25 protein-coding genes, 1 pseudogene and 1 riboswitch are annotated in these 23,337 nt (G+C 38.8%); of the genes and pseudogenes, 17 read left to right on the top strand and 9 right to left on the bottom strand.

Annotated features, from left to right (window positions below; all coding sequences use genetic code 11):
• The 6 genes from M3600_RS11085 to M3600_RS11060 all read left to right on the top strand — a co-directional run.
• On the top strand, positions 1 to 90 hold a 90-nt coding region (locus M3600_RS11085; protein ID WP_164849538.1), incomplete at its 5' end, for an IS3 family transposase.
• 40 nt (positions 91 to 130) lie between these two features.
• A riboswitch (guanidine-I (ykkC/yxkD leader) is annotated at positions 131 to 236 on the bottom strand.
• Between the two features lie 380 nt (positions 237 to 616).
• Positions 617 to 2,557 (top strand): lipoteichoic acid synthase, encoded by a 1,941-nt coding sequence (gene ltaS, locus M3600_RS11080; RefSeq protein WP_282581470.1) that lies wholly within the window; start codon positions 617 to 619, stop codon positions 2,555 to 2,557.
• An 82-nt stretch (positions 2,558 to 2,639) separates the two neighbouring features.
• Positions 2,640 to 3,458 (top strand): MerR family transcriptional regulator, encoded by an 819-nt coding sequence (locus M3600_RS11075; RefSeq protein ID WP_251645947.1) that lies wholly within the window; start codon positions 2,640 to 2,642, stop codon positions 3,456 to 3,458.
• Positions 3,459 to 3,545: 87 nt separating this feature from the next.
• A complete protein-coding gene (locus M3600_RS11070; protein ID WP_251645945.1) occupies positions 3,546 to 4,229 on the top strand; it encodes a DUF554 domain-containing protein in 684 nt (227 codons plus the stop codon).
• Positions 4,230 to 4,359: 130 nt separating this feature from the next.
• Positions 4,360 to 4,941, top strand: coding sequence for a CBO0543 family protein (locus M3600_RS11065; RefSeq protein ID WP_251645943.1), 582 nt, complete (start codon positions 4,360 to 4,362; stop codon positions 4,939 to 4,941).
• Positions 4,942 to 4,977: 36 nt separating this feature from the next.
• Positions 4,978 to 5,541 carry a CBO0543 family protein gene (locus tag M3600_RS11060; RefSeq protein ID WP_251645941.1) on the top strand — a complete coding sequence of 188 codons (564 nt, stop codon included), beginning with the start codon at positions 4,978 to 4,980 and terminating at the stop codon, positions 5,539 to 5,541.
• Positions 5,542 to 5,572: 31 nt separating this feature from the next.
• On the opposite strand, the gene M3600_RS11055 is transcribed toward M3600_RS11060, so the two are convergent.
• On the bottom strand, positions 5,573 to 6,850 hold the full coding sequence (locus tag M3600_RS11055) for an MFS transporter (protein ID WP_251645939.1): 1,278 nt from the start codon (positions 6,848 to 6,850) through the stop codon (positions 5,573 to 5,575).
• A gap of 280 nt (positions 6,851 to 7,130) precedes the next feature.
• On the opposite strand from M3600_RS11055, the gene M3600_RS11050 reads away from it, so the two are divergent.
• The 7 genes from M3600_RS11050 (at position 7,131) to M3600_RS11020 (ending at position 12,000) form a co-directional block, all read left to right on the top strand.
• Entirely contained in the window at positions 7,131 to 7,499 is a 369-nt protein-coding gene (locus M3600_RS11050; RefSeq protein ID WP_233315355.1) for a hypothetical protein, read from the top strand.
• 100 nt (positions 7,500 to 7,599) lie between these two features.
• Positions 7,600 to 7,764, top strand: coding sequence for a hypothetical protein (locus tag M3600_RS11045; protein WP_251645937.1), 165 nt, complete (start codon positions 7,600 to 7,602; stop codon positions 7,762 to 7,764).
• 130 nt (positions 7,765 to 7,894) lie between these two features.
• Positions 7,895 to 8,113, top strand: coding sequence for a hypothetical protein (locus M3600_RS29360; RefSeq protein ID WP_396953805.1), 219 nt, complete (start codon positions 7,895 to 7,897; stop codon positions 8,111 to 8,113).
• Positions 8,114 to 8,357: 244 nt separating this feature from the next.
• Positions 8,358 to 8,900 carry a GNAT family N-acetyltransferase gene (locus tag M3600_RS11035; protein WP_251645935.1) on the top strand — a complete coding sequence of 181 codons (543 nt, stop codon included), beginning with the start codon at positions 8,358 to 8,360 and terminating at the stop codon, positions 8,898 to 8,900.
• A gap of 40 nt (positions 8,901 to 8,940) precedes the next feature.
• Complete coding sequence (locus tag M3600_RS11030) at positions 8,941 to 9,363, top strand: SMI1/KNR4 family protein (protein ID WP_251645933.1); 423 nt, start codon at positions 8,941 to 8,943, stop codon at positions 9,361 to 9,363.
• Positions 9,364 to 9,534: 171 nt separating this feature from the next.
• The gene (locus M3600_RS11025; RefSeq protein ID WP_251645931.1) at positions 9,535 to 10,320 is read left to right on the top strand and encodes a hypothetical protein; all 786 of its coding nucleotides are present in this window, start codon (positions 9,535 to 9,537) and stop codon (positions 10,318 to 10,320) included.
• Between the two features lie 147 nt (positions 10,321 to 10,467).
• Entirely contained in the window at positions 10,468 to 12,000 is a 1,533-nt protein-coding gene (locus M3600_RS11020; RefSeq protein ID WP_251645929.1) for a copper resistance CopC/CopD family protein, read from the top strand.
• A 1-nt stretch (position 12,001) separates the two neighbouring features.
• Here the strand turns inward: M3600_RS11020 and M3600_RS11015 are convergent, their stop codons facing one another.
• Positions 12,002 to 12,412, bottom strand: a complete 411-nt coding sequence (locus M3600_RS11015; protein ID WP_233315349.1) for a FixH family protein — start codon at positions 12,410 to 12,412, stop codon at positions 12,002 to 12,004.
• A gap of 13 nt (positions 12,413 to 12,425) precedes the next feature.
• Positions 12,426 to 12,836, bottom strand: a complete 411-nt coding sequence (locus tag M3600_RS11010; protein ID WP_233315348.1) for a hypothetical protein — start codon at positions 12,834 to 12,836, stop codon at positions 12,426 to 12,428.
• Between the two features lie 160 nt (positions 12,837 to 12,996).
• Between M3600_RS11010 and M3600_RS11005 the strand changes: the two genes are divergently transcribed.
• Positions 12,997 to 13,809 (top strand): hypothetical protein, encoded by an 813-nt coding sequence (locus M3600_RS11005; protein WP_233315347.1) that lies wholly within the window; start codon positions 12,997 to 12,999, stop codon positions 13,807 to 13,809.
• Positions 13,810 to 13,838: 29 nt separating this feature from the next.
• Here M3600_RS11005 and M3600_RS11000 read toward each other — a convergent pair whose 3' ends face one another.
• The 4 genes from M3600_RS11000 to M3600_RS10985 are packed head-to-tail and all read right to left on the bottom strand — an operon-like array spanning position 13,839 to position 19,037.
• The gene (locus M3600_RS11000; RefSeq protein ID WP_237942636.1) at positions 13,839 to 14,699 is read right to left on the bottom strand and encodes a hypothetical protein; all 861 of its coding nucleotides are present in this window, start codon (positions 14,697 to 14,699) and stop codon (positions 13,839 to 13,841) included.
• Positions 14,700 to 14,721: 22 nt separating this feature from the next.
• The gene (locus M3600_RS10995; RefSeq protein ID WP_251645927.1) at positions 14,722 to 18,378 is read right to left on the bottom strand and encodes a multicopper oxidase domain-containing protein; all 3,657 of its coding nucleotides are present in this window, start codon (positions 18,376 to 18,378) and stop codon (positions 14,722 to 14,724) included.
• A gap of 13 nt (positions 18,379 to 18,391) precedes the next feature.
• On the bottom strand, positions 18,392 to 18,718 hold the full coding sequence (locus M3600_RS10990; RefSeq protein ID WP_233315344.1) for a hypothetical protein: 327 nt from the start codon (positions 18,716 to 18,718) through the stop codon (positions 18,392 to 18,394).
• A 22-nt stretch (positions 18,719 to 18,740) separates the two neighbouring features.
• The gene (locus tag M3600_RS10985; protein ID WP_233315343.1) at positions 18,741 to 19,037 is read right to left on the bottom strand and encodes a hypothetical protein; all 297 of its coding nucleotides are present in this window, start codon (positions 19,035 to 19,037) and stop codon (positions 18,741 to 18,743) included.
• A 202-nt stretch (positions 19,038 to 19,239) separates the two neighbouring features.
• Between M3600_RS10985 and M3600_RS10980 the strand changes: the two genes are divergently transcribed.
• A complete protein-coding gene (locus M3600_RS10980; protein ID WP_233315342.1) occupies positions 19,240 to 19,494 on the top strand; it encodes a hypothetical protein in 255 nt (84 codons plus the stop codon).
• A 50-nt stretch (positions 19,495 to 19,544) separates the two neighbouring features.
• On the opposite strand, the gene M3600_RS10975 is transcribed toward M3600_RS10980, so the two are convergent.
• Positions 19,545 to 19,940, bottom strand: coding sequence for a sporulation protein (locus M3600_RS10975; RefSeq protein WP_233315341.1), 396 nt, complete (start codon positions 19,938 to 19,940; stop codon positions 19,545 to 19,547).
• Between the two features lie 221 nt (positions 19,941 to 20,161).
• Positions 20,162 to 20,287, bottom strand: coding sequence for an FbpB family small basic protein (locus M3600_RS10970; RefSeq protein ID WP_233315340.1), 126 nt, complete (start codon positions 20,285 to 20,287; stop codon positions 20,162 to 20,164).
• 1,134 nt (positions 20,288 to 21,421) lie between these two features.
• Between M3600_RS10970 and nrdI the strand changes: the two genes are divergently transcribed.
• Complete coding sequence (nrdI, locus tag M3600_RS10965) at positions 21,422 to 21,823, top strand: class Ib ribonucleoside-diphosphate reductase assembly flavoprotein NrdI (protein ID WP_233315339.1); 402 nt, start codon at positions 21,422 to 21,424, stop codon at positions 21,821 to 21,823.
• Positions 21,783 to 22,916 (top strand): annotated as a pseudogene (locus M3600_RS10960) (ribonucleotide reductase N-terminal alpha domain-containing protein); the annotation flags it as partial. The gene nrdI and the pseudogene M3600_RS10960, both read left to right, overlap by 41 nt.
• Between the last annotated feature and the right edge of the window lie 421 nt (positions 22,917 to 23,337).

The raw sequence follows: 23,337 nt of genomic DNA, 5'->3' as shown, positions 1-23,337 counted from the left end.
ATGATTTATTACAATTACTATAGATATCAGTGGAACTTAAAAAAGATGACCCCTGTTCAATACAGAGATCATCTTCTTAAAACTGCCTAGGCTTTTTTTAAATGTCCTTTACAAAGGGTACACTTTAAAATTCTCCCGGGCTTTTATCCCTCCGTGTATACAGTATTTTCATAAAATACTGTACGCCGTCTCTCGGTCCAGACGTTTTTTAAACCGGAACCCTAGACAGCATTTTTGTTCTCCGTTATGATGAGAACCGTTTTTTTGTTTGATAGTACTGAGTATCTATGAGAAAGAAAAGACCGTCAATTAACTTGTTAGATTATATAACACATTATTTTTGCTGGGAGAAGATTCCATCGCAAGTGAAACTTTTTTATATATTTTATCGTATAATAAGTAGATGATTTAAATAGAGATAGTATAATCAGTTCTATATCCTGGTGTCTTACCAATTATTTCCCAAGTAATAATTCCTTGTAAAACACAAATTAAAATTGCCATTATTCTACAATACGCAAAAATATTTAAATTTGTGGTGAAAAAATGGTACACTTGTATTATTAAATTTTTGTAAATGATATAAAGAGATGATTGATAGAGGTTGGTGTTTGAAATAAAAAAATTAAACTTAAACAAAGACACAAATAAACAATATATCCTATTCTTTTTTGCGGCTGTATTTTTTCTATGGATTAAAACGTATATTGTGCAATTGACACAATTTGATTTAGGTGTAGGAAACTCACTTCAGCAATTTCTGCTGTTTCTTAATCCCTTAGGGTCTTCGCTGCTGTTTCTTGGCTTAGCCCTGACATTCAAAAACAAAAGAAAATACTATGCGCTGTTAATTATTGATTTTGTGTTATCTTTTCTATTGTATGCGAATGTTTTGTACTACCGTTTTTTCAATGACTTTATTACATTGCCGACATTAACGCAAACGCAAAACTTTGGTGATGTTAGCGGCAGTATTTATGCATTGTTAAAGCCGTATGACTTCTTGTTTTTTGCAGATACATTACTGCTTCTTGCACTGCTTGTATTTAAAGTTGTGAAAATGGACAGTAAGGCAGTTGGATTCAAGCAAGGGATAGGTATTATCGGTTTAGCTTTAGGGATTTCTGGAACGAATCTCGCGTTAGCAGAAATCGACCGCCCAGAGCTTCTGACAAGGGGATTTGACAGGAATTATATTGTGAAATACTTGGGAATGTATAACTACACAATCTATGATGCAGTGCAAAGCACGAAAGCATCTGCGCAACGGGTGCTTGCAGATACAGATGATATGGCTGAGGTTGTTAACTATACAGCATCCAATTATGCCGAGCCTAATCCTGAATACTTCGGTAAAGGAAAAGGGATGAATGTCATTTACGTTCATATGGAATCAATTCAAAATTTCCTTATCAACTATGAAGTGAACGGGGAAGAAGCTACTCCATTCCTTAATTCATTGGTAGAAGACGAAAATACATTGTATTTTGATAACTTCTTCCACCAAACAGCTCAAGGGAAAACAGCTGATGCCGAGTTTATGATTGAGAATTCTCTGTATGGCCTTCCTCAAGGCTCTGCTTTCACGACTAAAGGGTTAAACACCTATCAGGCAGCACCTGGAATTCTAGGCCAGCTTGGCTATACTTCTGCCGTATTTCATGGGAATACGGGAAGCTTTTGGAACAGGGATGAAATATATAAATCCTTTGGTTACAACCAATTTTACGATTCAAGCGCTTATGATATGAATCCTGATCAGCTTGCTGATTATGGCCTTATGGACAAGCCGTTTTTTGAACAGTCGCTGCCATACTTGAGTTCTATGTCACAGCCTTTCTATACGAAATTTATTACCGTGACGAACCATTATCCTTTCGCGATGAATCAAGAAGAAGCAACGATAGAGCCAAATAATACAGGCAACAAAATTGTTGATAACTACTTCCAGACAGCTCGTTATGCAGATGAAGCAATGGAACAATTCTTTGCAGACCTGAAAAAGAATGGTCTATATGATAATTCAATTATTATCATGTACGGAGACCATTACGGTATTTCAGAAAACCATAATAAAGCAATGGAACAAGTAATCGGAAAAGAAGTGAATTCCTTTGAAAGTGCCGGACTTCAGCGAACTCCGCTGTTCATACGTGTTCCTGGCATGGAAGGCGGGACAATGCATCAATATGCAGGACAAATTGACCTGCTTCCGACATTGCTTCATTTATTAGGTGAGGATACGAAGGATAATATCCATTTTGGAACAGACATCCTGTCAGAGGAACACGATGAATTAATACCATTCCGTAATGGAGAATTTGTCAGTCCGGAATTTACATTAAAGGATGGCAAGTATTATAATTCAAAAACAGGTGAACTGATTGAAGAGGAAGAACAGCTTGAAAAAGCTGCTGAGTATCAGGCAAGTGTCGAAGAAACACTGAGACTTTCCGATAAAGTAGTCAATGGAGACCTATTGCGATTCTACACGCCGAAGAACTTTACTCCAGTTGACCGTACACAATATAATTACAGCTTAACAACTGAGGAATAAACGAAGAACTGCCCCCTTTACCGAAAAGATTTATTAGGAAAAGGGAGGCAGTTTTTTTAAAATAACAGAGGTGTTTAATGAAATGAAAGAATACTTCACAATCGGAGAAGTCTCAAAGCTATTTCAAGTTAAGATTGCGACACTCCGATATTATGATGAAATTGGCTTATTAGCTCCAGCATTTATTGACGAAAAAACGAATTACCGCTATTATTCCACACAGCAGTTCGAACGGCTGAACTCGATTAAGTACTTGCGGGCACTCGATTTACCTATAAGCAGAATTATTGAATTTTTCAACTATCGGGATATTGATACTCTTATTGATATGCTCAAAGAGCAGCAGGAAGAAGTAAGAAAGAAACGAAAAGAATTAGAACTGATGGAAAAAAAGATTAGCCGCCGTTTAACGCAAATAGATGATGCTGTACACACACCTCTTGATGTTATTTGTGAAGTGACTCTTCCTGAAATGCGTTTAGCATACTTACGAAAGCAATATGTATTAGGAGAGGATCTGGAGTATCCTATCACAGAATTAAGGAACAGCTTTGGTATAAATGGAGGGGTTTTTTTAGGGAAGATCGGCCTATCCATCTCGATAGATAATTTAGCAGCTGGTGAACTTACTACGTATTCAAGTGTGTTTATGGTGTTAGAAGAAGGGGATGAGACTGATTCGGCTTATGCTGCGATACCTGCAAGGGAGTATCTAAGAGTTCGCTTTCAAGGTACCCATATGGAAGCAGCGTATTACTATGATAAGTTACTTTCTTATATAATAGAGCACGATTATCAGCTGATAGATGATTCCATTGAAATAACTTTAATCGATTATGGAATAACCAATGACTTTGATAAGCATGTAACAGAAATATTGCTGCCATTTGCAAGAAAATAATTTCATAGAAATACTTGACCCTCTAGTTACTGGAGGGTTTAATTTTATTTTAGGGTCTGAAAAGTATTTTATTAAAGGGGTAAAGATATGTTTGGAACATTATTCAATGTCGGTATGATTATAGCTGGCAGCATTATTGGCAGTATTTTTAAAAAGGGCATCAAGCATGATTACCATGAGATTTTAATGCAGGCAATGGGATTAGTGGCGATGGGTTTGGGCATCAATGCAATTGTCCAGCATTTGCCTGCAAGCAAATATCCGGTCCTTTTTATCGTGAGTTTGGCAGTGGGGGGATTGCTTGGTCAAAAGCTTGATTTAGAAACAAGATTTAATGGATTAGTAAGTAAATTCTCCAAAGGAAATTTAGCGGAAGGCTTATCGACTGCAATTCTGTTATTCTGTATTGGATCCTTGTCTATCCTAGGTCCAGTAGAGGCTGCTCTTAAAGGAGACTTTACGTACTTACTGGCTAACGGTATGCTAGATGGAATTACTTCCATTGTGTTAGCTTCGACATTTGGCATCGGAATTGCCATTGCCGCAATAGTCTTGTTCGCATGGCAAGGCTCGATTTACTTAATTGCTCTATTGATGGAAAATTCCTTAAGTACCGATCTTTTAAATGAAGTCACAATAGTTGGCGGGATTTTAATTTTGGCATCAGGTTTAGGTATCCTTGGCATAAAAAAATGCAAAACGCTTAATCTCCTGCCAGCATTAATCGTGCCGCCAATCGTATTTTTATTTATGCATTTACTGAATATATAAACTGCCGTTTGGCAGTTTTTTTTATGAAAATTGAAATTACGCTATGGAATAGCCTGCCTTATACTGAAGCATAATAACAACATACAATCACTCCTAGTGGCATGAAAACAGCAAAGGAGGAGAACTGAAAATGTCTGTATTTCCGACAGAGCAAGCTAAAAAATACGAAGAATTAAAAGCTGCCCAAGAGAAAGTGTTTGATCTTTGGAATCAGTATTGGTGGGACTATTCGGGCTTTGATACTTGGCAATTTTGGTTAAATGTCGTAATGGTTATTCTTCCGTTAATCTTTCTTTATCTATTTATTGACCGCAAGAGACTGTTTTTATTGCTTTTTTTTGGATTCAATATACATATATGGAGTGCTTATTTGGATGGTATGGCAACAAGGGCCAATTATATTGGCTATCCCTACAAAGCAATTCCAATGTTTCCGATTCATTTCGGTATGGATACCTCATTAGTTCCCGTCTTATTCATACTCATGTACCAATATACCATTGAAAAAAAGGCGAATTTTTATCTCCATTCGTTAATATTAATTTTTCTGATTACATTTATATTCAAACCAATACTAGCAGCAGGAAACTTGTTTATTTTAACGAAAGGAACTAATTACTTCCATATTTTTTTAGGGTATGTCATTATCGTTCTATTTTCGAAAGGAATTACTAATTTCTTTTTAAAAATGACCGATCAAGAAGCAAGCTGAAAACTATAATTAATTGTTAGTATGAAGGTGATGTGAATGGAGTATCAAGAGGCACTAAGTCTCGTCGATGAGGCGAATAAGCAAATTACGGAAGCAAATAAACTAATAGTTGATGCTATCCTCCATGGTTTCTTATGGTCATGGCAATGGTGGGTTGCTTTCGGTATGATTATTGTTCCTTGGACGGTTTGGATATTTATTCGTGATAAAAAAAGCACAGGCAGATTATTGGCTGCCGGTCTATTAATTATGGTTTTATCAGAGATATTAGATACAATTGGTGTTATGTTTGGTTTGTGGACATATCCAGTTAAGGTTTTTCCAGTGGCAACGATTAATTTCTCTTTTCGGCTTTCTGTTTTGCCAGTTGTTGTAATGCTATTAATGCAATACAAGCCAAAGATAAATCCATTTATTAAGGCAATAGGGTTTGGTGCCTTTGGTGCTTATATAGGTTTGCCTCTGCTAAGTGCCATTGATTTATACAAAAAAGTGAATTGGGCGTTGACCTATTCATTTTTTATTCTGACTGTTTTTTATTTATTAAGCCACTTTTTTATCCATAAAAGCAACTTTAATAAACCTAAACAAGAGCAGTAAAAAGAGGAGTCTAATTGGACTCCCCTTTTGTTTAAGAAGCAGGTAAAACCTTTTTCGCATCTGATTGTTTCTCTTCCTTAGCTAACAGTATGCCAACGAAACCGAACAATGCGAAGATAACAGGCACGATAAAGCCGTAATGATAGCCAAGGCTGACGGAATCTTTCGGAAAGAAATCTAAAACATGCCCAAAAATAATCGGCAGCAATACAGCACTTAAAAAGCCGCCCATATTAGCAAAGCCCGTTACAACACCGACTTCTTCCATACGAAAAGACTTGCGGACAATGGCAAATGTCAATGCACTCGCACCATTTCCGAAACCTAAAACAAATAGCATTAATAACACCATCAAAAATGGCGGGTTTGTATTTAGGCTGAATAATCCGACCCAGCCGATAATGACAATTAAATGAACCATCGTGTACGTCTTTTTAATTTGTCCAGTCTTACTGGAAATCCACCCGAGTAATGGTCCGCCAATCATTGTACCAACAAGGGCATACATAACGAGTTGACTTGCACTTGAGCGTGTTAGCTCAAAAACATTCATTCCGTATGGAACTGCCCATGACCCGATAAACCCAACATATGTCCCGACTACACCGAAGTGGCAAAGAAAGGTTGCCCAAGCCTGACGCGTTGTGACGACGCGGCGGAGAATTTTCCAAACACTCTCTCTTTTAACAGGTGTACTCGGTTTTGGCTGTGACTCTGGTTTAAATAATTTCCTCGACTTTGAGATTAATACTATATAAAGCAGAGATGAAACTACAATCAATATGATGCTGACACTTAAAAATGGAACTCGCCAGCCCGCATGGGATATCCACATAGAAAAAGGCAGAGTCGCCGATAAGGAACCAATTCCGCCGATTAGTGCTACCATTCCCATCAATTTAACAAACTCATTGCCTTTGAACCATTCGTTCATAATTAAGACTACATTAACGAAAATTGCTGCATCTCCGACTCCTACGATAAAGCGCGATACAATCAAAATATATTCATTAGGAGCAATGCTGTAGCAAAGACTGCCTATTCCAGTAAGCAATGTTCCAATAATAAGAAACCGGTTTGGACCAAAACGGTCTGATAATAACCCGACAGGAATCTGCAGTCCTGCATACGCTAAAAATTGTATACTGCTGATCATTCCAACGGTTGATGCTGAAATCTGAAAATCATTCATTAACTGCTCCGTAATAAGTCCTGGAGCTGTTCTTTGACTTACGATTAAGAAATAGGCAAACAAGACGGCGCTGAATACGATCCATCTATAACCACTTTCTTTTTTGTCTAAGTCCAAATTTGATGCGCCTCCTCTTTTCAATACCGTACAAATATGGCGAGCTGAATTTTAAATCTAACCGCTTCTTACATTGTAGTATTAAAGAATAGGAAGAACAACTACAAATTATTGTATATTTCCATTTTACGGGAATTATCCAGTGCTGTCTCATCTCTCTTTATAGCTAATGAGTGCTTCTGTGAGTATAGTTGCAAAATTTTGAAGGGAAAAATAGTTCTTTTATACGTGCGTTTAGATGGAATACCATCCGATATAAAGATAGGAAGGGGTAATGTACATGTATATAGAGCAATTAATTCAAACAATAAATGAGAAGGTAGAAGAGCTTGACCTAGTGACAGCAAGAAAATTGATGGAAGAGAACATAGAATACTTAAAGAAAAATGAAAGGAAATTGAAGAAAAACGGAAGAGAGCTGCTCAAGTTCATTACTGATTCCATCCAATCAGGCTATGAACAACCAACAAGGCAGGAGCTTGCAATTTATCATTCCATCAACACCTATGCCTCTAAGTTTGATGTGAGAGGATTAAAAATGATTGTGAAAGGCAATGAACAAACATTGCTGAAAAAATCAGCACGAAATTATTTGAATTCTGATGCGAAAGTTTTGTTAGAAGGCTTAGGTGCTATAAGCAAAGAGTAGGGGAGATCTTAGTGATCTTCTTTTTTTAGGATGGAAGAAAGCAGATTTTCTTACTAGATGTAAGTATGATAGGCTTGTGAGTAGATAAGGAGGAGCGCTTTTGAGATGTGGAGCGAAATGCTTATTAGTGGAGCTTGAGATAAACGGCGAAAAACAGGTGAAGCCAATCAATGCGCGCACACCTGTAGATGCAAGAAAAACAATCCGCCTTGAATATGGTGCAGAAGCAAATATCTTATCTGTTCGGTCAGAAAAGAGGAAATAGCTTTAAGGTTGTGGAAGTTTAAGGAAGCGGCTGAAATCCTTTTGAAAAACACTCCCTTCTATCCATCAATCTGGCTTAGAGTGCCGCCTTTAAAGTTTTTTATGATAACTAACTTCTACAGGAGGCAAACATGGAGCAGGATCAGCTATTTTTAGACTTAATAAAAGCAGGAAATCACGCATTTAATGGCTGGGATTTCTCGTATTTATCAGAAACAGGACGAACAGCGAGTGCTATGCTTTCCTGGTCATATGGAAGCTTGGCGCTGCAACAAATAAGAAAATGTGAACGCAATAGCACTTTAGAATCCCATTGCTTTAGCTGTGGGAGTGTCAATATCTTCAAGTAATCCCTTGGCAACTACCAAACTTTAACATTGGCCAATTGGAAGATGAAATTATATCATATTCATCAACAAATCGAGGAAAAAGGCTACTTTGAAGTTAAGCAGCACAGATTTATTCTTAAGGCGAAAGCCATTTAATAGGAAAATATAGAACAAGGTAGAGAGCTTCCTTGTTCTTTTTTATGACCTTCTCCCTAACTTTCAGTATTATGGTAAAATACAAAAAAAGGCAATGGGGGGAGCTTTCATGTTCATACATAAAATAAATGAAGATTTAGCACTAAAATTAATACAGCCACATGATGCACAGCGTGTGTTTGCGTTAACAGAGCTTTCGAGAGAGAACTTAAGAACATGGCTGCCTTGGCTAGACACAACTACAAAGCTGCAGGATACACAGCAATTTATCCAATTTTGCTTAAAAGGATTTTCTGAGAATACAAGTTTAACAACAGTAATTCTTTTTAAAGGCGAAATTGTTGGAGTTGTTGGGTTTAATAGTATAAACTGGGCGAATAAAACAGCCTATATTGGCTATTGGCTCGGGACGGGCTATGAGGGCAATGGAATAATGACAAATGCTGTGCACGCATTAACTGATTATGCCTTTTTAGAGCTGCAGCTCGATAAAGTAGAAATAAGGGCTGCGTCAGGGAATAAGAAAAGTAGAAGTATTGCGGAACGTCTTCGTTTCACAAGAGAAGGCTGTATCAGGCAGGCAGAGTGGTTGTATGATCATTATGTGGATCATATCGTTTATGGAATGTTGGCAGAGGAATGGGACAGCTGAGATTCAAGAGCGATATCGTTTATAAAGGAGAGAGAAGCAGATGGAAACAGTCCGTAAGTTGATTTTAACTAGAAAGCCTGGTGTAGACGAGATAGATATTAAGGCAGCAGAAGAAAAACTTCAAGCAGTGTTTCCAGAACAATTTGTGCAGCTGTACCATTTAGTAAATAACCCTGAAATTGGAGAATGGATACTATTTCCGATTAAAGACCGCAAAAATGTGAAGAAAACATGGGATGATATTGTCAGACAAAATACTGAAGTTCGTTATATTGGAATGGCAGACGAATGGATTGTTATTGGCGAAAATGGTACAGGAGATAAATTATGCTTAAAAAAAGTTAATGGATTGATGAGAGAACAAATCTTTCTCTGGTACCATGAAAGCGGAGATGCTGAAGAGCTTGCTCCGAGCTTAAAACAATTTATTATTTCCATGACGGAAAGGAATAATTGCAAGTAAAAGTGATCGCTTTTTAACAGGCTGATCATTTTTTTATTTTCACAAAACAGTTTTGTTGACATTTATTCAATGAGGACATAAGTCAATTTTTTACATAGTAAACGTTTGTACATAACCAGCGGAAAAAGGTGACATATATTAGTATGAACTATGTCAGAAGGGAGCATTTTAATGGGTATATTGGGTTTTTCTGTTAGGGGAGAAGCACGTAAAATATCAAAGCATCTGTTGAAATCACTGCATGGAGTAATCAATAATTGGGATTCGGAGGACAAGCATAATCATCATTATCCTTCTAATAACAATTATCAAAACTATTCCACTTACTCTAATGATCCTTCCTATCCACATCACCATTCACAAAACAATTACCACCACCACTCAGATTGTGATTGTGACAATCATCATTCAGATTGTGACTGCGATAAGCATCATTACTCTGATTGCAACTGTAGCCACCATCATCACTCTAATTGTAACTGCGGTAAACATCATGACAGAAGGGGACAAGGGAATTTTCTGCTTAAACCGCTTCATAACAACTGTAATAACGGACATTTTGTCGGCAAGGATTGTGATGTTCCGTTAAAAGTATCACCATTCTTTTTCGGAATCAATAATCCACGGCTGAACTTCAACGGGTTGAATGGAAACCTTGCTTTCCAGCTCTTCCGTTTTAAAGGCTGCAAAGTAAAAATATTTTTAGAATGTCCTGATATGTCAGATGAAGTAGAAGGCGTTATCTGTAATGTGGGTACTAACTTTGTCGATATTCTTATGTTTGACGAGAAGGTTGTTACTGTACTGATTGAGCATATTTGCAAGATTGAATGGCTGGACAAGCATTGCAATCCGTGTCCGGTTTGTTACTTCCCGTGTATGGATGATCATTTTTGTCCGCATTGCGGCGCAAAGCATGATGAAGAGGAAGAAGAGGAAGAAGAAGAAGAAGTTTAAGTGCAATGCACACCGTCTTTTCCGTGTTAATGCGGAAAAGACTCTACTTTTATATAACATACTTAAGCAGATATTAATCGCGGTTTGATTATCATTTAGGCGGGAGCTGAATAGGATACTCATAAAGCAAACTTTTAGGGGGGGCATATGAGAAAGGTTGTTATTCTATTCATTATCCTGATTTGTCCGTTTTTTTTCCCTATTCAAGCAGCAGCTCATGCTGTCTTAACAAATGCAAATCCTTCGGCAGACTCCAGGCTTGACGAGAGTCCAGAGGAAATAGTTCTTCTCTTCAATGAAGCGATTAAAGCAGGACTTTCTGCTGTTAAAGTAATGAATCAAGACAAAGAATTAATTACAGAGGCTGAGACGACTTTAAGCAATGATAATAAACAGCTTAAAACACGCCTTCCTGCACTTTCTGAAGGAGCTTATTTAGTCTCATATACCGTTATTTCAGCAGATGGCCATCCAATAAGTGGTTCCTATGTATTTTTGGTCGGCAATGCAGCACTGCCGGCTAATTTAGAAATAAGCGGAGATAATCCATACGAAATCCCTATATTTGTGACAAGAGCTGCCTATTATTTTGGCTTGCTTAGTGTCACTGGCTGGATATTATGGGGAGTACTTCAAGAAAGCAAACACAATGATATACAAAGACGTAAATTTCGGTTTGTTTCTCTTATCTTGCAGCAATATCATCTGTTATGTTTAATTATATTAATTGCAGTTCAGTGGCTTATGAATACGACTGTCTCCGGCATTCCTTTAAACACCGGTTTCGGTCTTTCCTGGATATTTTCCTTGTTGTTATCACTGCTGGGATTTTTCCTGCTTTTTAAAGCAAAATGGCTCGATTGTATTTGGATAATACTGATGCTCGCAGCGAAAGGCTTCAACGGTCATTCTGCTTCTTATGGACCGATGTGGATATCTGTACCGATCGACTTTCTCCATTTATTTGGTGCAGCAGTCTGGACTGGCGGGTTATTGTATATAGTGATTTTTTGGAAAAAACACCGTCTTCATATTAAGGATTTTATACCGCTGTTTTCAAAAGGAGCATTTATAAGCATGTTAATCCTCTTTATGTCGGGGATTGCGTTGACTGTTCTCTATTTGCCTAGTTTGGATTATTTATGGGTAACGCCTTGGGGGATTTTCCTGCTGACTAAAGTATTTTTAGTGTTCCTTGTTATCTTGACAGCAGGTATTATCCGCTATTATTTAAAAAAGAAATCATTCACTAAAAACTGGCAATGGTTAAAAGTAGACTTTGGTTTTATGGTATTGATCCTGCTTGTTGTTGGAGGATTAAGTTATTTAAGCCCTGTTCCGGCAAATACGCCTTTGAAATGGGAAGAAAAAAGCAGCCAAACAGATATGACTTTAACAATCACTCCAAATGCTCCAGGTAAAAATAGCTTTCAAGTTGAATTTACCGAGCATACAATCAAAAGGGCAGAGCTGTGGCTACAATATGAAAACAGTGAAGAAATCGCTCCAATCCAAGTCCCGTTAGTGCCTGCAGAGACAGACGGATTGTATGTGGCAGAAGGTTATTATCTTCCTTTTGACGGAAAGTGGGTCGCACATCTTAAAATCGTAGACCAGAATGGAGCAGAGAAGAACTTCACTAAAGGGTTTCGAATATTTAAAACAGAAAGCAAGGAGTAGCTTACTCTACTGTAATATATATTTCCTTATGTTCATGAATGCTGCCTTTTTCCACATGTACTTTGACTGTATATTCACCTGATTCTTCAAACAGAAGTTTTGCGTTATAGTGTCCGTCTTTGTTTTCTTCTGCATCAAAATACGGATGAGTTGTGTCTCCCTCTTTCCATGTTTCAAAGCCAACTTTAGCATCGGTCAGAGGGTTATTCCCATCCATAACTGCCACTTCTAAATCTAATTCCTTGTTAACTTGGTCGCTTACCGGTGTCTTGATTTCAATACTCACTTCATTTGAATGCTCATGTGTTTCATTTTCTGATGTTTGTTCATGCTCGGTTGTCGTTGTGCAGCCAAATAAAAAGATGGTGCTCACGCAGGCAACAGTCATTAGTCGTAACCTATTTTTGTTCATTTTCCTAACTCCTCTATAATGATCTTAATGAAAAGCACAGCAGTCCAAAACTTAAGAATACTAGCAGGGTCGCAACGACAATGAGAGTAAAGTTTGCTGCTGCGCCAAGCATTGGTCCCATTACTCCTGCCATAATGCCGCTTGAAACTCCTGTCAAAAGTGTCTGGTAGTCAACAAGGGAGCCGAAGATTGCTCCGACAGTGACAGCGATAATCAGCGTTAACACGGTCACTTCAGAAAAATACAGCGGGAATTGACTGCCAAGGATAATGCCGCATGATATTCCCATGACTCCGCTTGAAGTCATCGCAATATTCATGCCAAAATGGTAGCTTATTAAGTTTCTTGCCTTATGCAAATAAAAGTAAGAAACCGCAGCTGTAATAAAATAGCTGACAAAAAGAACCCATGTAAAAGATAACACCACTGATCACCCCTTGTTCCTATATGTATGAGATAAAATACTTTGTTGCGCCACTTCCTAGTTAGTCCTTAAAAAAATGTGCGATTATCCCTTACTCGTTTCCGTCCTTTTTTTAGTCTCCCTTCATACTGTATAAAAAAAGCTAAAGAGAGGGATCGCTGTGGAGAGAAGAGAGATGGGGCCGGATGAGGAGAAGAAATATTATGAGGGACTCACTAATAAAACGAAATTCCTGAAAAATGATTATTATACGTTAAAAAGGGGAGATGGCTATACCTCTCCGCCAAGCACTATGCCTGCACATGAACTGAATCTGCTGCGGGATTACATGGAAGGAATTAATTTGAAGCAGATTGGTCAAAGTCTTCCCGAATATAAAAAGCCGATTATGCTGTCCAGATTTCTTAAAGGAAGGCGCAATCAGCAGACGAAGGTTCATGCTATTGTCAGTGAAGAAGCAGTAGAGCTGCTTGGCAGAGTCAGTGTTGTCGGCAGAGACTTTGTGGCATTAACAACTGTAACAGAGCGCTATTGGATTCCTTATGCGGCAATTGAATCGGCAAGTGTTCCTTATGGGATTTCTGATATGCCGAATAACCACCAGCAAGTCATATATGATGATACATTGAGGCGGAAGCTGTTGTTTGATTTTTCCTCAACCGTCCTAAAAAATGACGTATTAAAGCGCCAGTTTTACGAAGAATCCCTTGAAGTGCATCTTCAGGCATGGAAGAACACAAAGGTAACAGTTTTTACAGGTGGAGAGAAGCGAAAGGGAAAGCTAGTAAAGCTTGAAGCTGGGAAGCTGACATTAAAGCACGGCAAAGAGCTGTCTACTATAAATATGAAAGAGATAAATTTATTGAAAAGAAGTACTCCGTTTCAAATGTTTCCAACCTTTGTTCAGTGGGTCAAGGAAACCTGCCATAATATTTGGCCGAAACGGAGAAAGATAGGAGAAAGAAGAGTCTGATGCCGTAGGCATCAGACTCTTCTTTTTTGCTATGAATCTATGGAAATAAAACAGACTTCGTCAAAATTAATAGTACGGACTCCATCTTCTTCTGCACACGGATCAATAGGATTCTCTTGCTCTGGTTCTTCCTCTTCCTCTTCAGCTTGTTCTGGTTCCTCTATCCATTCAATCCTGAATTGATTTTCATCGACTTCACAAAGAATGCCTGAGATATTCTCTCCATCTGTTTTTACACGTATCTTACAGCCGATAACAGGCAGCAGGAACAAATAAAGAGGAATCCCGAAAAATATATTGATGAGCTCAGGGCTGCGCCCGACAATTTCACCAAAATGCAAGGTGACTTCACGGCGCAGGCACATATCAATGTTTAGAAGCTCCTGCTGATGTTCAAACGTTTCTGCATCGTTATTTTCATGCTTCAAAAGGCAAATTCGGTTAAATAGAATCAGTTTTTTGTCTCCGAGTGTATTAAGCTTGATGAAATTAGAACCTGCATCCTCTAATATCCCTAGTATTTCCATTTCTTCATCATCACAAGTGACGTTTACTTTCACAAGAGAAAAGCGAAGTGCCCGGAAATGCTGCTGCAGCTGTCTTTGCCGCTGCTGTTGTTCAGGGTCTTGTGGATCACGGGGATTGCCGATGGTGCGAAGGGTATCATTAATTTCCTCAATACAAGCCTGTAAGGCGTTTAACTCCCGAAGCGGCAGCGAACTGCTCGGCGAGTTGTAACGCGGTGTCGGAATGGCTGGTGGACAAATATTTGGAGAACCAAAGCGATTGTTTGGAACACTTTCTGGTATTCGTTCAGGGCAGCAAAAGCCGCCTTCGGGGCAAATACCCTGATTATGGTGACAAGGACAATCACAATATTTTTCTGACATCTTTATTTAAACACCTCTTTTCTTAATCGTATCTAAATGGAGAGAAATTCGGATTCAGCGGAGCCAAATAAGGACTAGGCATATCTAAAACACGCATGATTCCCCACACACCGAGTTCGATATCCCAGCGAATAAGACCAGATCGGTACAGATAGTCTCCTGGCAAGTTCAAATAGCCGCCAGCTCCGTATTTTAAAGCAAAATCATCTGCATGACCGACAGCTATCTGTCCTTCAATGGAAGTGATTCGTGAGTTTACATCATCATCATCATCGAGCCATTTGTGGCCATGGAAGGTAATGGAGTGGGCCCGGGCTCTATCGGCAGGGAAGGTAAACCTTATAACAACCGGGTCACCTGCATAGGCTAAAAATAGCGGTGTTGCTGGATCTCCATGGACAAGGGAGCTGAACACTTTTGATATATCCGGATTCTGTGCTAAGCGGTGTTTAAATCTTTCCGCCCTGTAATTAAAGGCCCGCGATCCTTGATCTTCAAAATCCTCTAATTCAAAGTCTTCAATATCGAGTAACAATGGTTCAGGATCGATAATAAGATTGCCATCTTTATCAACAAGACGGATACCGTCATGCATTACTACAGCAAATTCCCTATATTCACCAAAAGGGTTGGAGATGATAATCTGATCACCGGTTTTCACTATTTCTCTTGTACATGGATCAAGATAACTGGATCCTCTGAATTCTGTGATCAGCATTCCGAAGGCCCCATGGTGGCGGTGATTGCGGATATCGGCCATATCCCAGAGATTCGCTGATCCAAACGGCTGATCTAAATACCAGCGATAGGTAATACACTCACCTGGTCCAATTGTTTGGTCATAGTTATAGCCAACTGTTGCACCGTCCGAGAATCGGACGTCATATTCAGCTAACTGTGCATGCATCGAAATGCGTCGAGACGGAGGGAAGGGAGCCTCGACTGGCACACTTGGATAGCCATGCAGTAGATCATCCTCATTATGAAACGGACCAAATATTTGATTGTAGAGCGTCACCTCCACACATTCTCCAACATTACCACGTAATATGAGCGGTTCAGGATTTTTTTCGCCGCTTACTATCTTTGGAACATCCTCAGCAAGTGCGAATATAAGACCATGCGGATCATGATCGCCAAAGCTGTTGTAAACGATTGGCATCTGGAGTGCAACCACCTCATATTTGCGAACTGGTGCGCCAGGAGGTGCTGGGTTTCCAGGATGCGGTGCCATAGGCGGTCTGCAGCCGGTCGGAACAGGCAAGGCTTCTGTTCGTGGCGGCGGTGCAGGCTGGTCAGGCAATGGCAGCAAATGCGATACCTTCTCCTTAAATGTACGCATTAATCCCCAGTTTCCTAGCCAAACATCATCGATTGTTCCGAAATGATAGAGCATATCAAAGTCGCCTTCACCATCTATGAAAAATTCAAAGGTAAAGGACTCGGATATACCGATATGCTGCTGCTGCACTAACTCTGAATCCAAGTCACCTCTTTCACGATGCCAGCGCTGGCGATGTAAATTGAAGCTGTGTGACTCCTCATGAGCACCTTGAATAAGCCTGATGCGGACTGGGTCGCCGTTGTACGTCTCTAAAAGCGGCGTGACTGGATCACCATGAACCCATGAACTGAAGGTATAGGCAGGATCACAGTCAGGTTCCTTTATCCGGTATTGCAGCGGCTCGTTTCGGTAGTTAATGCCCATTACGCCAGGGTCATCTGGTGAACCAGGAAAAGGAGGCGGGTTTAAAGGCTGATTATTTGCATCAAACAGTAATGAAAAATCATGAACGAACAAATGAAACTCTCGGAAGTCAGGACTTAGCGGGTTCACAATCATTGCTTGCGTTCCTGATTCTATTTCTTCTCCAGTGTGTGGATCAAGGAAGCGGGAGAATCTAGATTCTATATTAATTGCGGCAAATACACCATGCTGCTGATGTTCATTGGCAAATAAGTGGTCATGCCAAAAGGTTGCTTTTAATTCAACATCTGCAAACCATTGATAGGTGATTGTTTCTCCAGGCAAGATGCCTGAGTTATAATTCCAGCCAACGTTAGCACCATCTGAACAAAGCGGATCAAACTTTACGAAGTGGACATGCATGCCAGCTTCATACGTACGATTGACAAGCTGGAAGGCATTACCGCCTAATACTTCAGGAAGTTTATTTGTAAAGTGAAGCCTTAGACACTCTCCTGCATTTGCACGGATAACGAGCGGTTCCGGTGACTTTCTGCCTGCTAGAACATCTTCTTCATCTTTCGCCAAGACGTAAAGGCGTCCCTCTGGATCGTGCCAGCCTTGTTTGTTGTATACTATCGGCATTTGAATTAAAGAAATATCATACTCTCTTACCGGCGCTCCCGGGGGACATGGATTTGTAAATGCTGCTCCAGGGACTGGACGACTGTCAAAGGCATTCATCTCAAGAACGGTTGATTCTCTGTCTCCGACGAGCGGCGGTCTTGGTGCTTTACAGCCGGCAATTCCAGGAATGAAGTTCGGGTATCCTGGTTTTTCAGCTGTAGGCTCTGGTGGCAATGGCTGGGTTGGAAGCGGTTGAAGAGCAGCAATCGGCACACCATTTGGATAACATTGGCTTCCATCTTGCAATGTATCAAAAGTCCGTTGGATACCCCACATACCTTCACCAAAATGCGGGTAGAGATGACAGTGAATAATTGCATCACCCTTTGCTCTCTGTAGGCTGCCTGCACCGTACAATGGCGAAACTGTATAATTGTTCTGTGGGGAGATTGCTTGTACATCGACAACTTCTGAATCTTGGTCGGTTGGCTCCTGCAGCCACTGATGAACATGATAGTGAAAAGTGTGTGTCTCTTTTACACCACCATGGATAAGGCGAATTTTTATTGGATCTCCAACATATGCACGGAGAATCGGAGTCGAAGGATCACCGAATACCCATGAATCATGATGAACCTCCTCGCTTTCACACTCTGGTGCTACGACACCTTCTTGGATCAATCTTAACCTGTTTCGCATTGGCTCCGATCGGTAATTGATCGGAAATGTTGACTCAGGCTGCAAGGTGTGCGGGCTGATTGGATTCTGTCCTGTTAAATCACGAACTTCCGGTTCGTCTGCGAAAAACCAGGCAAATTCCCTGTAAGAAGGGAGCATAGCATTGTGAATATCAGCAAAAGCACCGCTGTTAATAGACAAACCAGTAACGGGATCTGTCCAATAGGAACCTCTTGGCTGTACTAAAAGAGCTCCGTACAGGCCGTGGACATTACTCCCTAATTCACTTGATAAGGTGTTGCCCATGTCAGAGAAGAAACATATACCTTGTTCATTTGCATGCCAGCGGTAAATAATTTGTCCACAAGGAGGCACCGTAGTATCGGGATTTACCCCAACAAAGGCGCCATCTGAAGTGAAGACACTATATTCTGCTTTTTGAATATGAAGAGATGTGCTAAAAGGAAGCTGGTTTTCGAATAAAATCTCAATATCATCACCGCGGTTTGCGCGGAGAACGAGTGGTTCAACTAGGTCAACAGGCATGAACGGGTTTGCTGCAACTTGCGCTTTCACTTTCTCTTCATTTTCTTTTAATACATACATCATGCCATCAGGATCGTAATCTCCGAATTTATTAAAGACGATTCTGATGGGGATTGCTACTATATGAAATTTTCGCAGCATAATTATCCCTCCTTTATTGCGAACCAACATTCAGCTTAGGTATTTTGTATTTACCATCTTCAATGAAGAAAACATCAATTTCGTCTAAATGGAGGCTGAAAATTTCTCCATCTAATTCAGAAATATTCGTAACTTCTACTTTAATTCTGACGAAATCAGACACAACTTCAAGAATTGTTCCAATAACCATAAACGGGTATGGTCCTAATAGGATAAATGTTCGTTTCCCTATACTTTGTCTGAACTTGTTTGTTACAACCGCTTGGCGGATAGCATTCACATCTGCTTCACCGTTAAGTCCTAATTCTTTCAACAGTTTGCTTTTATTTTTCGTAGACATAATATCACCTTTCTAAAGTAAGTTAGACTAATGGAAGACGTCGTTCTGGATCCCAAGGAGTAAACCAGGCAATTGCTTCTAACGGAATGCTTAAAGGTGTCGGGAACCGATAGTTCGGAGCATTACTCATTTTGATGATAGCGGGATTTAACGTAAGATAACCATTTGTCACTTCACTTACTGTTCCAGTGAAAATCGGTCTAAATGTTTGCCCAAGTATGTTCAATTGGTCTTCATCTGTCACAACTAAAATGTCTGTGCCTTCAAGACCTTTAAAAATCGAGTTTTCTGGAATTAATGGGTATTTATCTGCGTTCATACATAACCTTCCTTCTCATTATTTGTTTTAGTCGTATTGTATGTATGGTTGAATGACATGTTTGTGCTTTTATCTCTCTTGACAGCCAAATAAAAAAAACCGCAGCAATCTGCGGTTTCAAAAAAAATTTGAAAATTGGTGTTTCTATCCGTTATTTTTTACAGCGGCAGCAAATATTGTTTGGGAAGAAAGGGAAGTAGTTGTGGCAATTATGATGGTGATGACAAAAGTGGCAAGGGTTGCAGTGATTGATTCGGATAAAAGGCTGACAACGATTACAGCGATTGTGATAAAAAGCGTGATTGCAGCCATGATGGAAACCGTGATTACAGCAGCATCTGGAATTGGAATTACACATTCATTTATCCCACCTTTCAATTGTATTCTTTATATTATATTTTTTAAGAGACAAGCTGTGTTGGCGTATGAATTGAATCATAAATACAAATTAGCATAAATTGTAAAAAAAGGATGTGCCAATTTGGCACATCCTTAAATGGTTCCTTTTTATTTCCTATTATCGACTATCACTAATTCATCATGGTCCTTTCTTGACATATTTTCTGCGAAAACAAGATTAGTATGCAGTCTGTAAGAAAAGGAAGTAGCAGTTGGCTCAAGCTTGTCTGTAATGAGATAAGAAAATGGCAGTTCGATTTTTTCTTCACTGCCTATAACTCGGGACATCAAAATGGTCGTAACTTCTTCAACCGTTTCGGTTTTGCCATCCTCGAATTCCTTTACTAAGGTGCATTCTAATCGTTTAATTTTACAGCTTTTACGTCCCCCTTGAATATGGAATTGGCCTGTGACAACCTCTCCTGGAGCAGCTGATTGCTGTGATAGAGAAAGGTCAACAGTAGGGGCACCTGATTTTAGTAAATTAGTCAATAAAGTAAACAAACTATAATCCTCCAGTCCTATAATTTTATAGGATATTGTTTGATTTTTTGAAATGACATGAACAGTTGTAATGTCATAAGACGCGGTTTTGCTATGTCTTTAATGTTAATATAATAACAAAATATAAAATGATTGTCTTTGCGTTTCACTATCCAATTATACGTGTTCTTCTTAAATAATATAATAGAATTTTGCTGTCTTTTTTTAACTGATTGCTGGTCTTATTGTTTGATAATCTTTTCATCAACCCGCTTTTCAATCTTTTCCATTAAGCTTCTATCCTTTAGAAGTTCTTCTTTATTCTTTTTAATCAGTTCAAACATATTCATTTTAACTTGTTTTTTCATTGTTCTCATCCTTTTTTTATTTTATTTTTTGGACATATTAAACAAAAAAATCCTTTACCGCTGACGGTAAAGGATTTTTGAAAAATAAAAGACCTTTACACGTTCACATGTAAAGGTCTTGCTAACAGCTTGTCAGCTGCCAACAAAGCCGAGAGTGCATGCACTCTGTAATGACGACTTTGCTGTAAAAGCTACTCCCCTTTAGGGATATTCGAAATGTATATATCTATCATATAAGAGAGAAGTAAATTCGTCAAATATAATTCTTTAAATTTAGAAAATAACATTTTCTTTCCTATATATATAGGAAATTAAAGTTTCCTTTTAAAATCTTAAGGTTACCGGAAACTTAATTTATTAAAGAGACGGATTATAATTATGCATTCGAAATGGTGTGGTTATTTAAATGTACATGCTTAAGGATGAAGGGGGATGTGAATGTAGATAATTAATCTTCCAATCTACCTGTGAGTAAAAAGATTAATGGAAGATGGAAAATTCTTTTAACTTTTTTAACATTGTAAAAATGTATCGGCAAATACACCGGTAATTTTTATTTGTACATATATTGCGGTTAGTTCCTTTGAAAGTTGCTAAAATTAATTCAAGATTAATGGAATGAAAGTGATCATGAAAAAAGCTTATTGGAAAGTGATACACTTGGCAGTTCCAAAAGTTAATTATTGTTTTCGGACAATTTGTAAGGGTGCTATAATCAAATATAATTTTTTTTATGGATAAAATGCGAACGGGAGAAATCCTTCAGCACATCTTTAAAAAGTAAAAAAAGTAGGAAGGTTTTATATAGTTGCTGTGTGGGAAGTAAGATAAATAGAATATATTTTCGTATAAAAAAAGTCTAATGAGGACTACTCTCATCAGACTTTTTGCATTTTTTTAGGTTCAAATAAACTCAAAAATCGATAAAAGTTGAGTGATATTGTTGACAAAAAAATTCAAAGAGACTCTATTGACTCTAGTACCAAAAAAGGGTTGAATAGTGTTTAGACACAACATATTGAGATATATTTATAAAAAACATCTGTATTTAGTAGCCCTTGTATGTTTTTAGGGTATAGGATAGAATATTGCTTTTGCCCCTATTCTATCAAAATTCTTAAGGAGGGAATAATTTTGTTTATCGTGTTTGACAGTAAAACCGGGAATGTGCGCCGCTTTGTGCAAAAACTAGAGCTTCCAGAGCACAATTTAATAGAACTAAAGGCTGGACTAAAAGTCTATGAACCTTTTATACTATTAACTTATACAACTGGAATGGGGCAGGTTCCTCAAACAACTTTAGACTTCCTTAAGGCAAATCACACCAATCTCTATGCAGTCGTATCGAGTGGTAATAAAAATTGGGGGCAAAACTTTGCTTTAAGTGCAAATAAGATATCAAATATGTACGGGGTACCGATTCTCCATAAGTTTGAGATGAGCGGCATGCCCGAGGATGTGGAGATAGTTAGGGAAAGGGTGCAAAATATTAGCTATGAGACACATAGAATTAAACAACGAAGTGACACAGCTTAACGAAAAAGGTTTCTTCCGTCTGGAAAAAGACAAAGAGGCAGTGGCTGAATTCCTTGTATCGGAAATCGAGCCGAAATTGATTCGTTTTGAATCTGTGGCACAAAAATTTACTTATATGGTGGAAAAAGATTTCTATTATCCGCAAGTGCTGGAACAATACAGCATATCTGACATTGAAGACATAACAAATGCCGTTTACAACTATGAATTTAAATTCCAGTCTTACATGGCTATTTCAAAATTCTATAAAGATTATGCCTTGAAGACAGATGACAAGAAGAACTACTTAGAAACATACGAAGACCGCATTATCATCGTCGCCCTGTTTTTAGGACAAGGAGATGCTGAAAAAGCGAAGAAAACAGCAATCGCGATGATTGAGCAGCGCTACCAGCCGGCAACGCCGACATTCTTGAATGCAGGCAGAAGCCGTCGCGGAGAAATGGTTTCCTGCTTCTTATTGGAAATGGACGATTCATTAAACTCCATCTTCCATAATATCAATACATCCGGACAGCTTTCGAAAATAGGCGGCGGAGTAGCCCTTAACCTTTCGAAGCTGCGTGCCCGCAATGAACAAATTAAAGGCATCGATAATGCAGCATCAGGTGTTGTTCCTGTTATGAAGCTGTTAGAAGATACATTCTCCTACGCTAACCAGCTTGGCCAGCGTAAAGGGGCAGGAGCTGCATACTTAAACATCTTCCATTGGGATGTTGTTGAATTTTTGGATACAAAAAAAATAAATGCCGACGAGAAGTCCCGTATTCAAACACTTTCCATCGGATTAATCGTAGAAAACAAGTTCTTCCAATTAGCAAAGGAAAACAAAGACTTTTATGTTTTCGCACCGTTCAGTGTGTTTAAGGAATACGGTGTACATTTAGATGATATGCGCATGGATGAAATGTATGACGAGTTAGTGGCAAATCCAAATGTGAAAAAACGTGTTGCAATGACGGCGCGTGAAATGATCACAAAGATTGCCCAAATTCAGCTGGAATCAGGCTATCCATACTTTATGAACAAATCCAATGCAAACAAAGCGCATGCGCTTAAAGACATTGGCCAGATTAAAATGAGCAATCTGTGTTAACTTTCTAGCACCTTCAGTCAGTAATGGCTGTCGAATAACTCTGTTAAACGGGGGAAGTCCTATTTGTGTGAGAGCAATAGCGATAACCTGCCGTGCTAAATCTTATCTTATTATGATAATGCTTTACTCCCTTTAAAAGTTTATGTTTAACATGATAGATGAAAAGGAGAAACGCAATGAATCAGAAAGTGCCTTATGGGTTTGTCTATGAGACCGTTAATAAACTTAATGGTATGAAATACATTGGTAAAATAAAATATCCACAAATTTCCTGCTTATAAGAGACTTTCTGAAAGAATAAGATAAGTAAATGCCTAACGACTATCGAAAGCATAGCTGAATGAAAGACTTCAGTGAAGAAGCGAGTAGAGTAGAGCCAAGTGGTAGGTTGCTTATGCGGAATGGCATAAGCTGTAAA

Origin of the sequence: Niallia sp. MER 6 (assembly GCF_023714395.1) — a bacterium.
Classification (GTDB): Bacteria; Bacillota; Bacilli; order Bacillales; family Cytobacillaceae; genus Niallia.
Note: the sequence above shows the minus strand (reverse complement) of the source record. Positions and strands in the feature narration are given on the sequence as shown.

Excerpts from the sequence above, each read along its gene's own strand:
- M3600_RS11075 (WP_251645947.1), top strand. The coding sequence starts at position 2,640 with ATGAAAGAATACTTCACAATCGGAGAAGTCTCAAAGCTATTTCAAGTT.
- M3600_RS11070 (WP_251645945.1), top strand. The coding sequence starts at position 3,546 with ATGTTTGGAACATTATTCAATGTCGGTATGATTATAGCTGGCAGCATT.
- M3600_RS11065 (WP_251645943.1), top strand. The coding sequence starts at position 4,360 with ATGTCTGTATTTCCGACAGAGCAAGCTAAAAAATACGAAGAATTAAAA.
- M3600_RS11060 (WP_251645941.1), top strand. The coding sequence starts at position 4,978 with ATGGAGTATCAAGAGGCACTAAGTCTCGTCGATGAGGCGAATAAGCAA.
- M3600_RS11050 (WP_233315355.1), top strand. The coding sequence starts at position 7,131 with ATGTATATAGAGCAATTAATTCAAACAATAAATGAGAAGGTAGAAGAG.
- M3600_RS29360 (WP_396953805.1), top strand. The coding sequence starts at position 7,895 with ATGGAGCAGGATCAGCTATTTTTAGACTTAATAAAAGCAGGAAATCAC.
- M3600_RS11035 (WP_251645935.1), top strand. The coding sequence starts at position 8,358 with ATGTTCATACATAAAATAAATGAAGATTTAGCACTAAAATTAATACAG.
- M3600_RS11030 (WP_251645933.1), top strand. The coding sequence starts at position 8,941 with ATGGAAACAGTCCGTAAGTTGATTTTAACTAGAAAGCCTGGTGTAGAC.
- M3600_RS11025 (WP_251645931.1), top strand. The coding sequence starts at position 9,535 with ATGGGTATATTGGGTTTTTCTGTTAGGGGAGAAGCACGTAAAATATCA.
- M3600_RS11020 (WP_251645929.1), top strand. The coding sequence starts at position 10,468 with ATGAGAAAGGTTGTTATTCTATTCATTATCCTGATTTGTCCGTTTTTT.
- M3600_RS11015 (WP_233315349.1), bottom strand. The coding sequence starts at position 12,412 with ATGAACAAAAATAGGTTACGACTAATGACTGTTGCCTGCGTGAGCACC.
- M3600_RS11000 (WP_237942636.1), bottom strand. The coding sequence starts at position 14,699 with ATGTCAGAAAAATATTGTGATTGTCCTTGTCACCATAATCAGGGTATT.
- M3600_RS10995 (WP_251645927.1), bottom strand. The coding sequence starts at position 18,378 with ATGCTGCGAAAATTTCATATAGTAGCAATCCCCATCAGAATCGTCTTT.
- M3600_RS10990 (WP_233315344.1), bottom strand. The coding sequence starts at position 18,718 with ATGTCTACGAAAAATAAAAGCAAACTGTTGAAAGAATTAGGACTTAAC.
- M3600_RS10985 (WP_233315343.1), bottom strand. The coding sequence starts at position 19,037 with ATGAACGCAGATAAATACCCATTAATTCCAGAAAACTCGATTTTTAAA.
- M3600_RS10970 (WP_233315340.1), bottom strand. The coding sequence starts at position 20,287 with ATGAAAAAACAAGTTAAAATGAATATGTTTGAACTGATTAAAAAGAAT.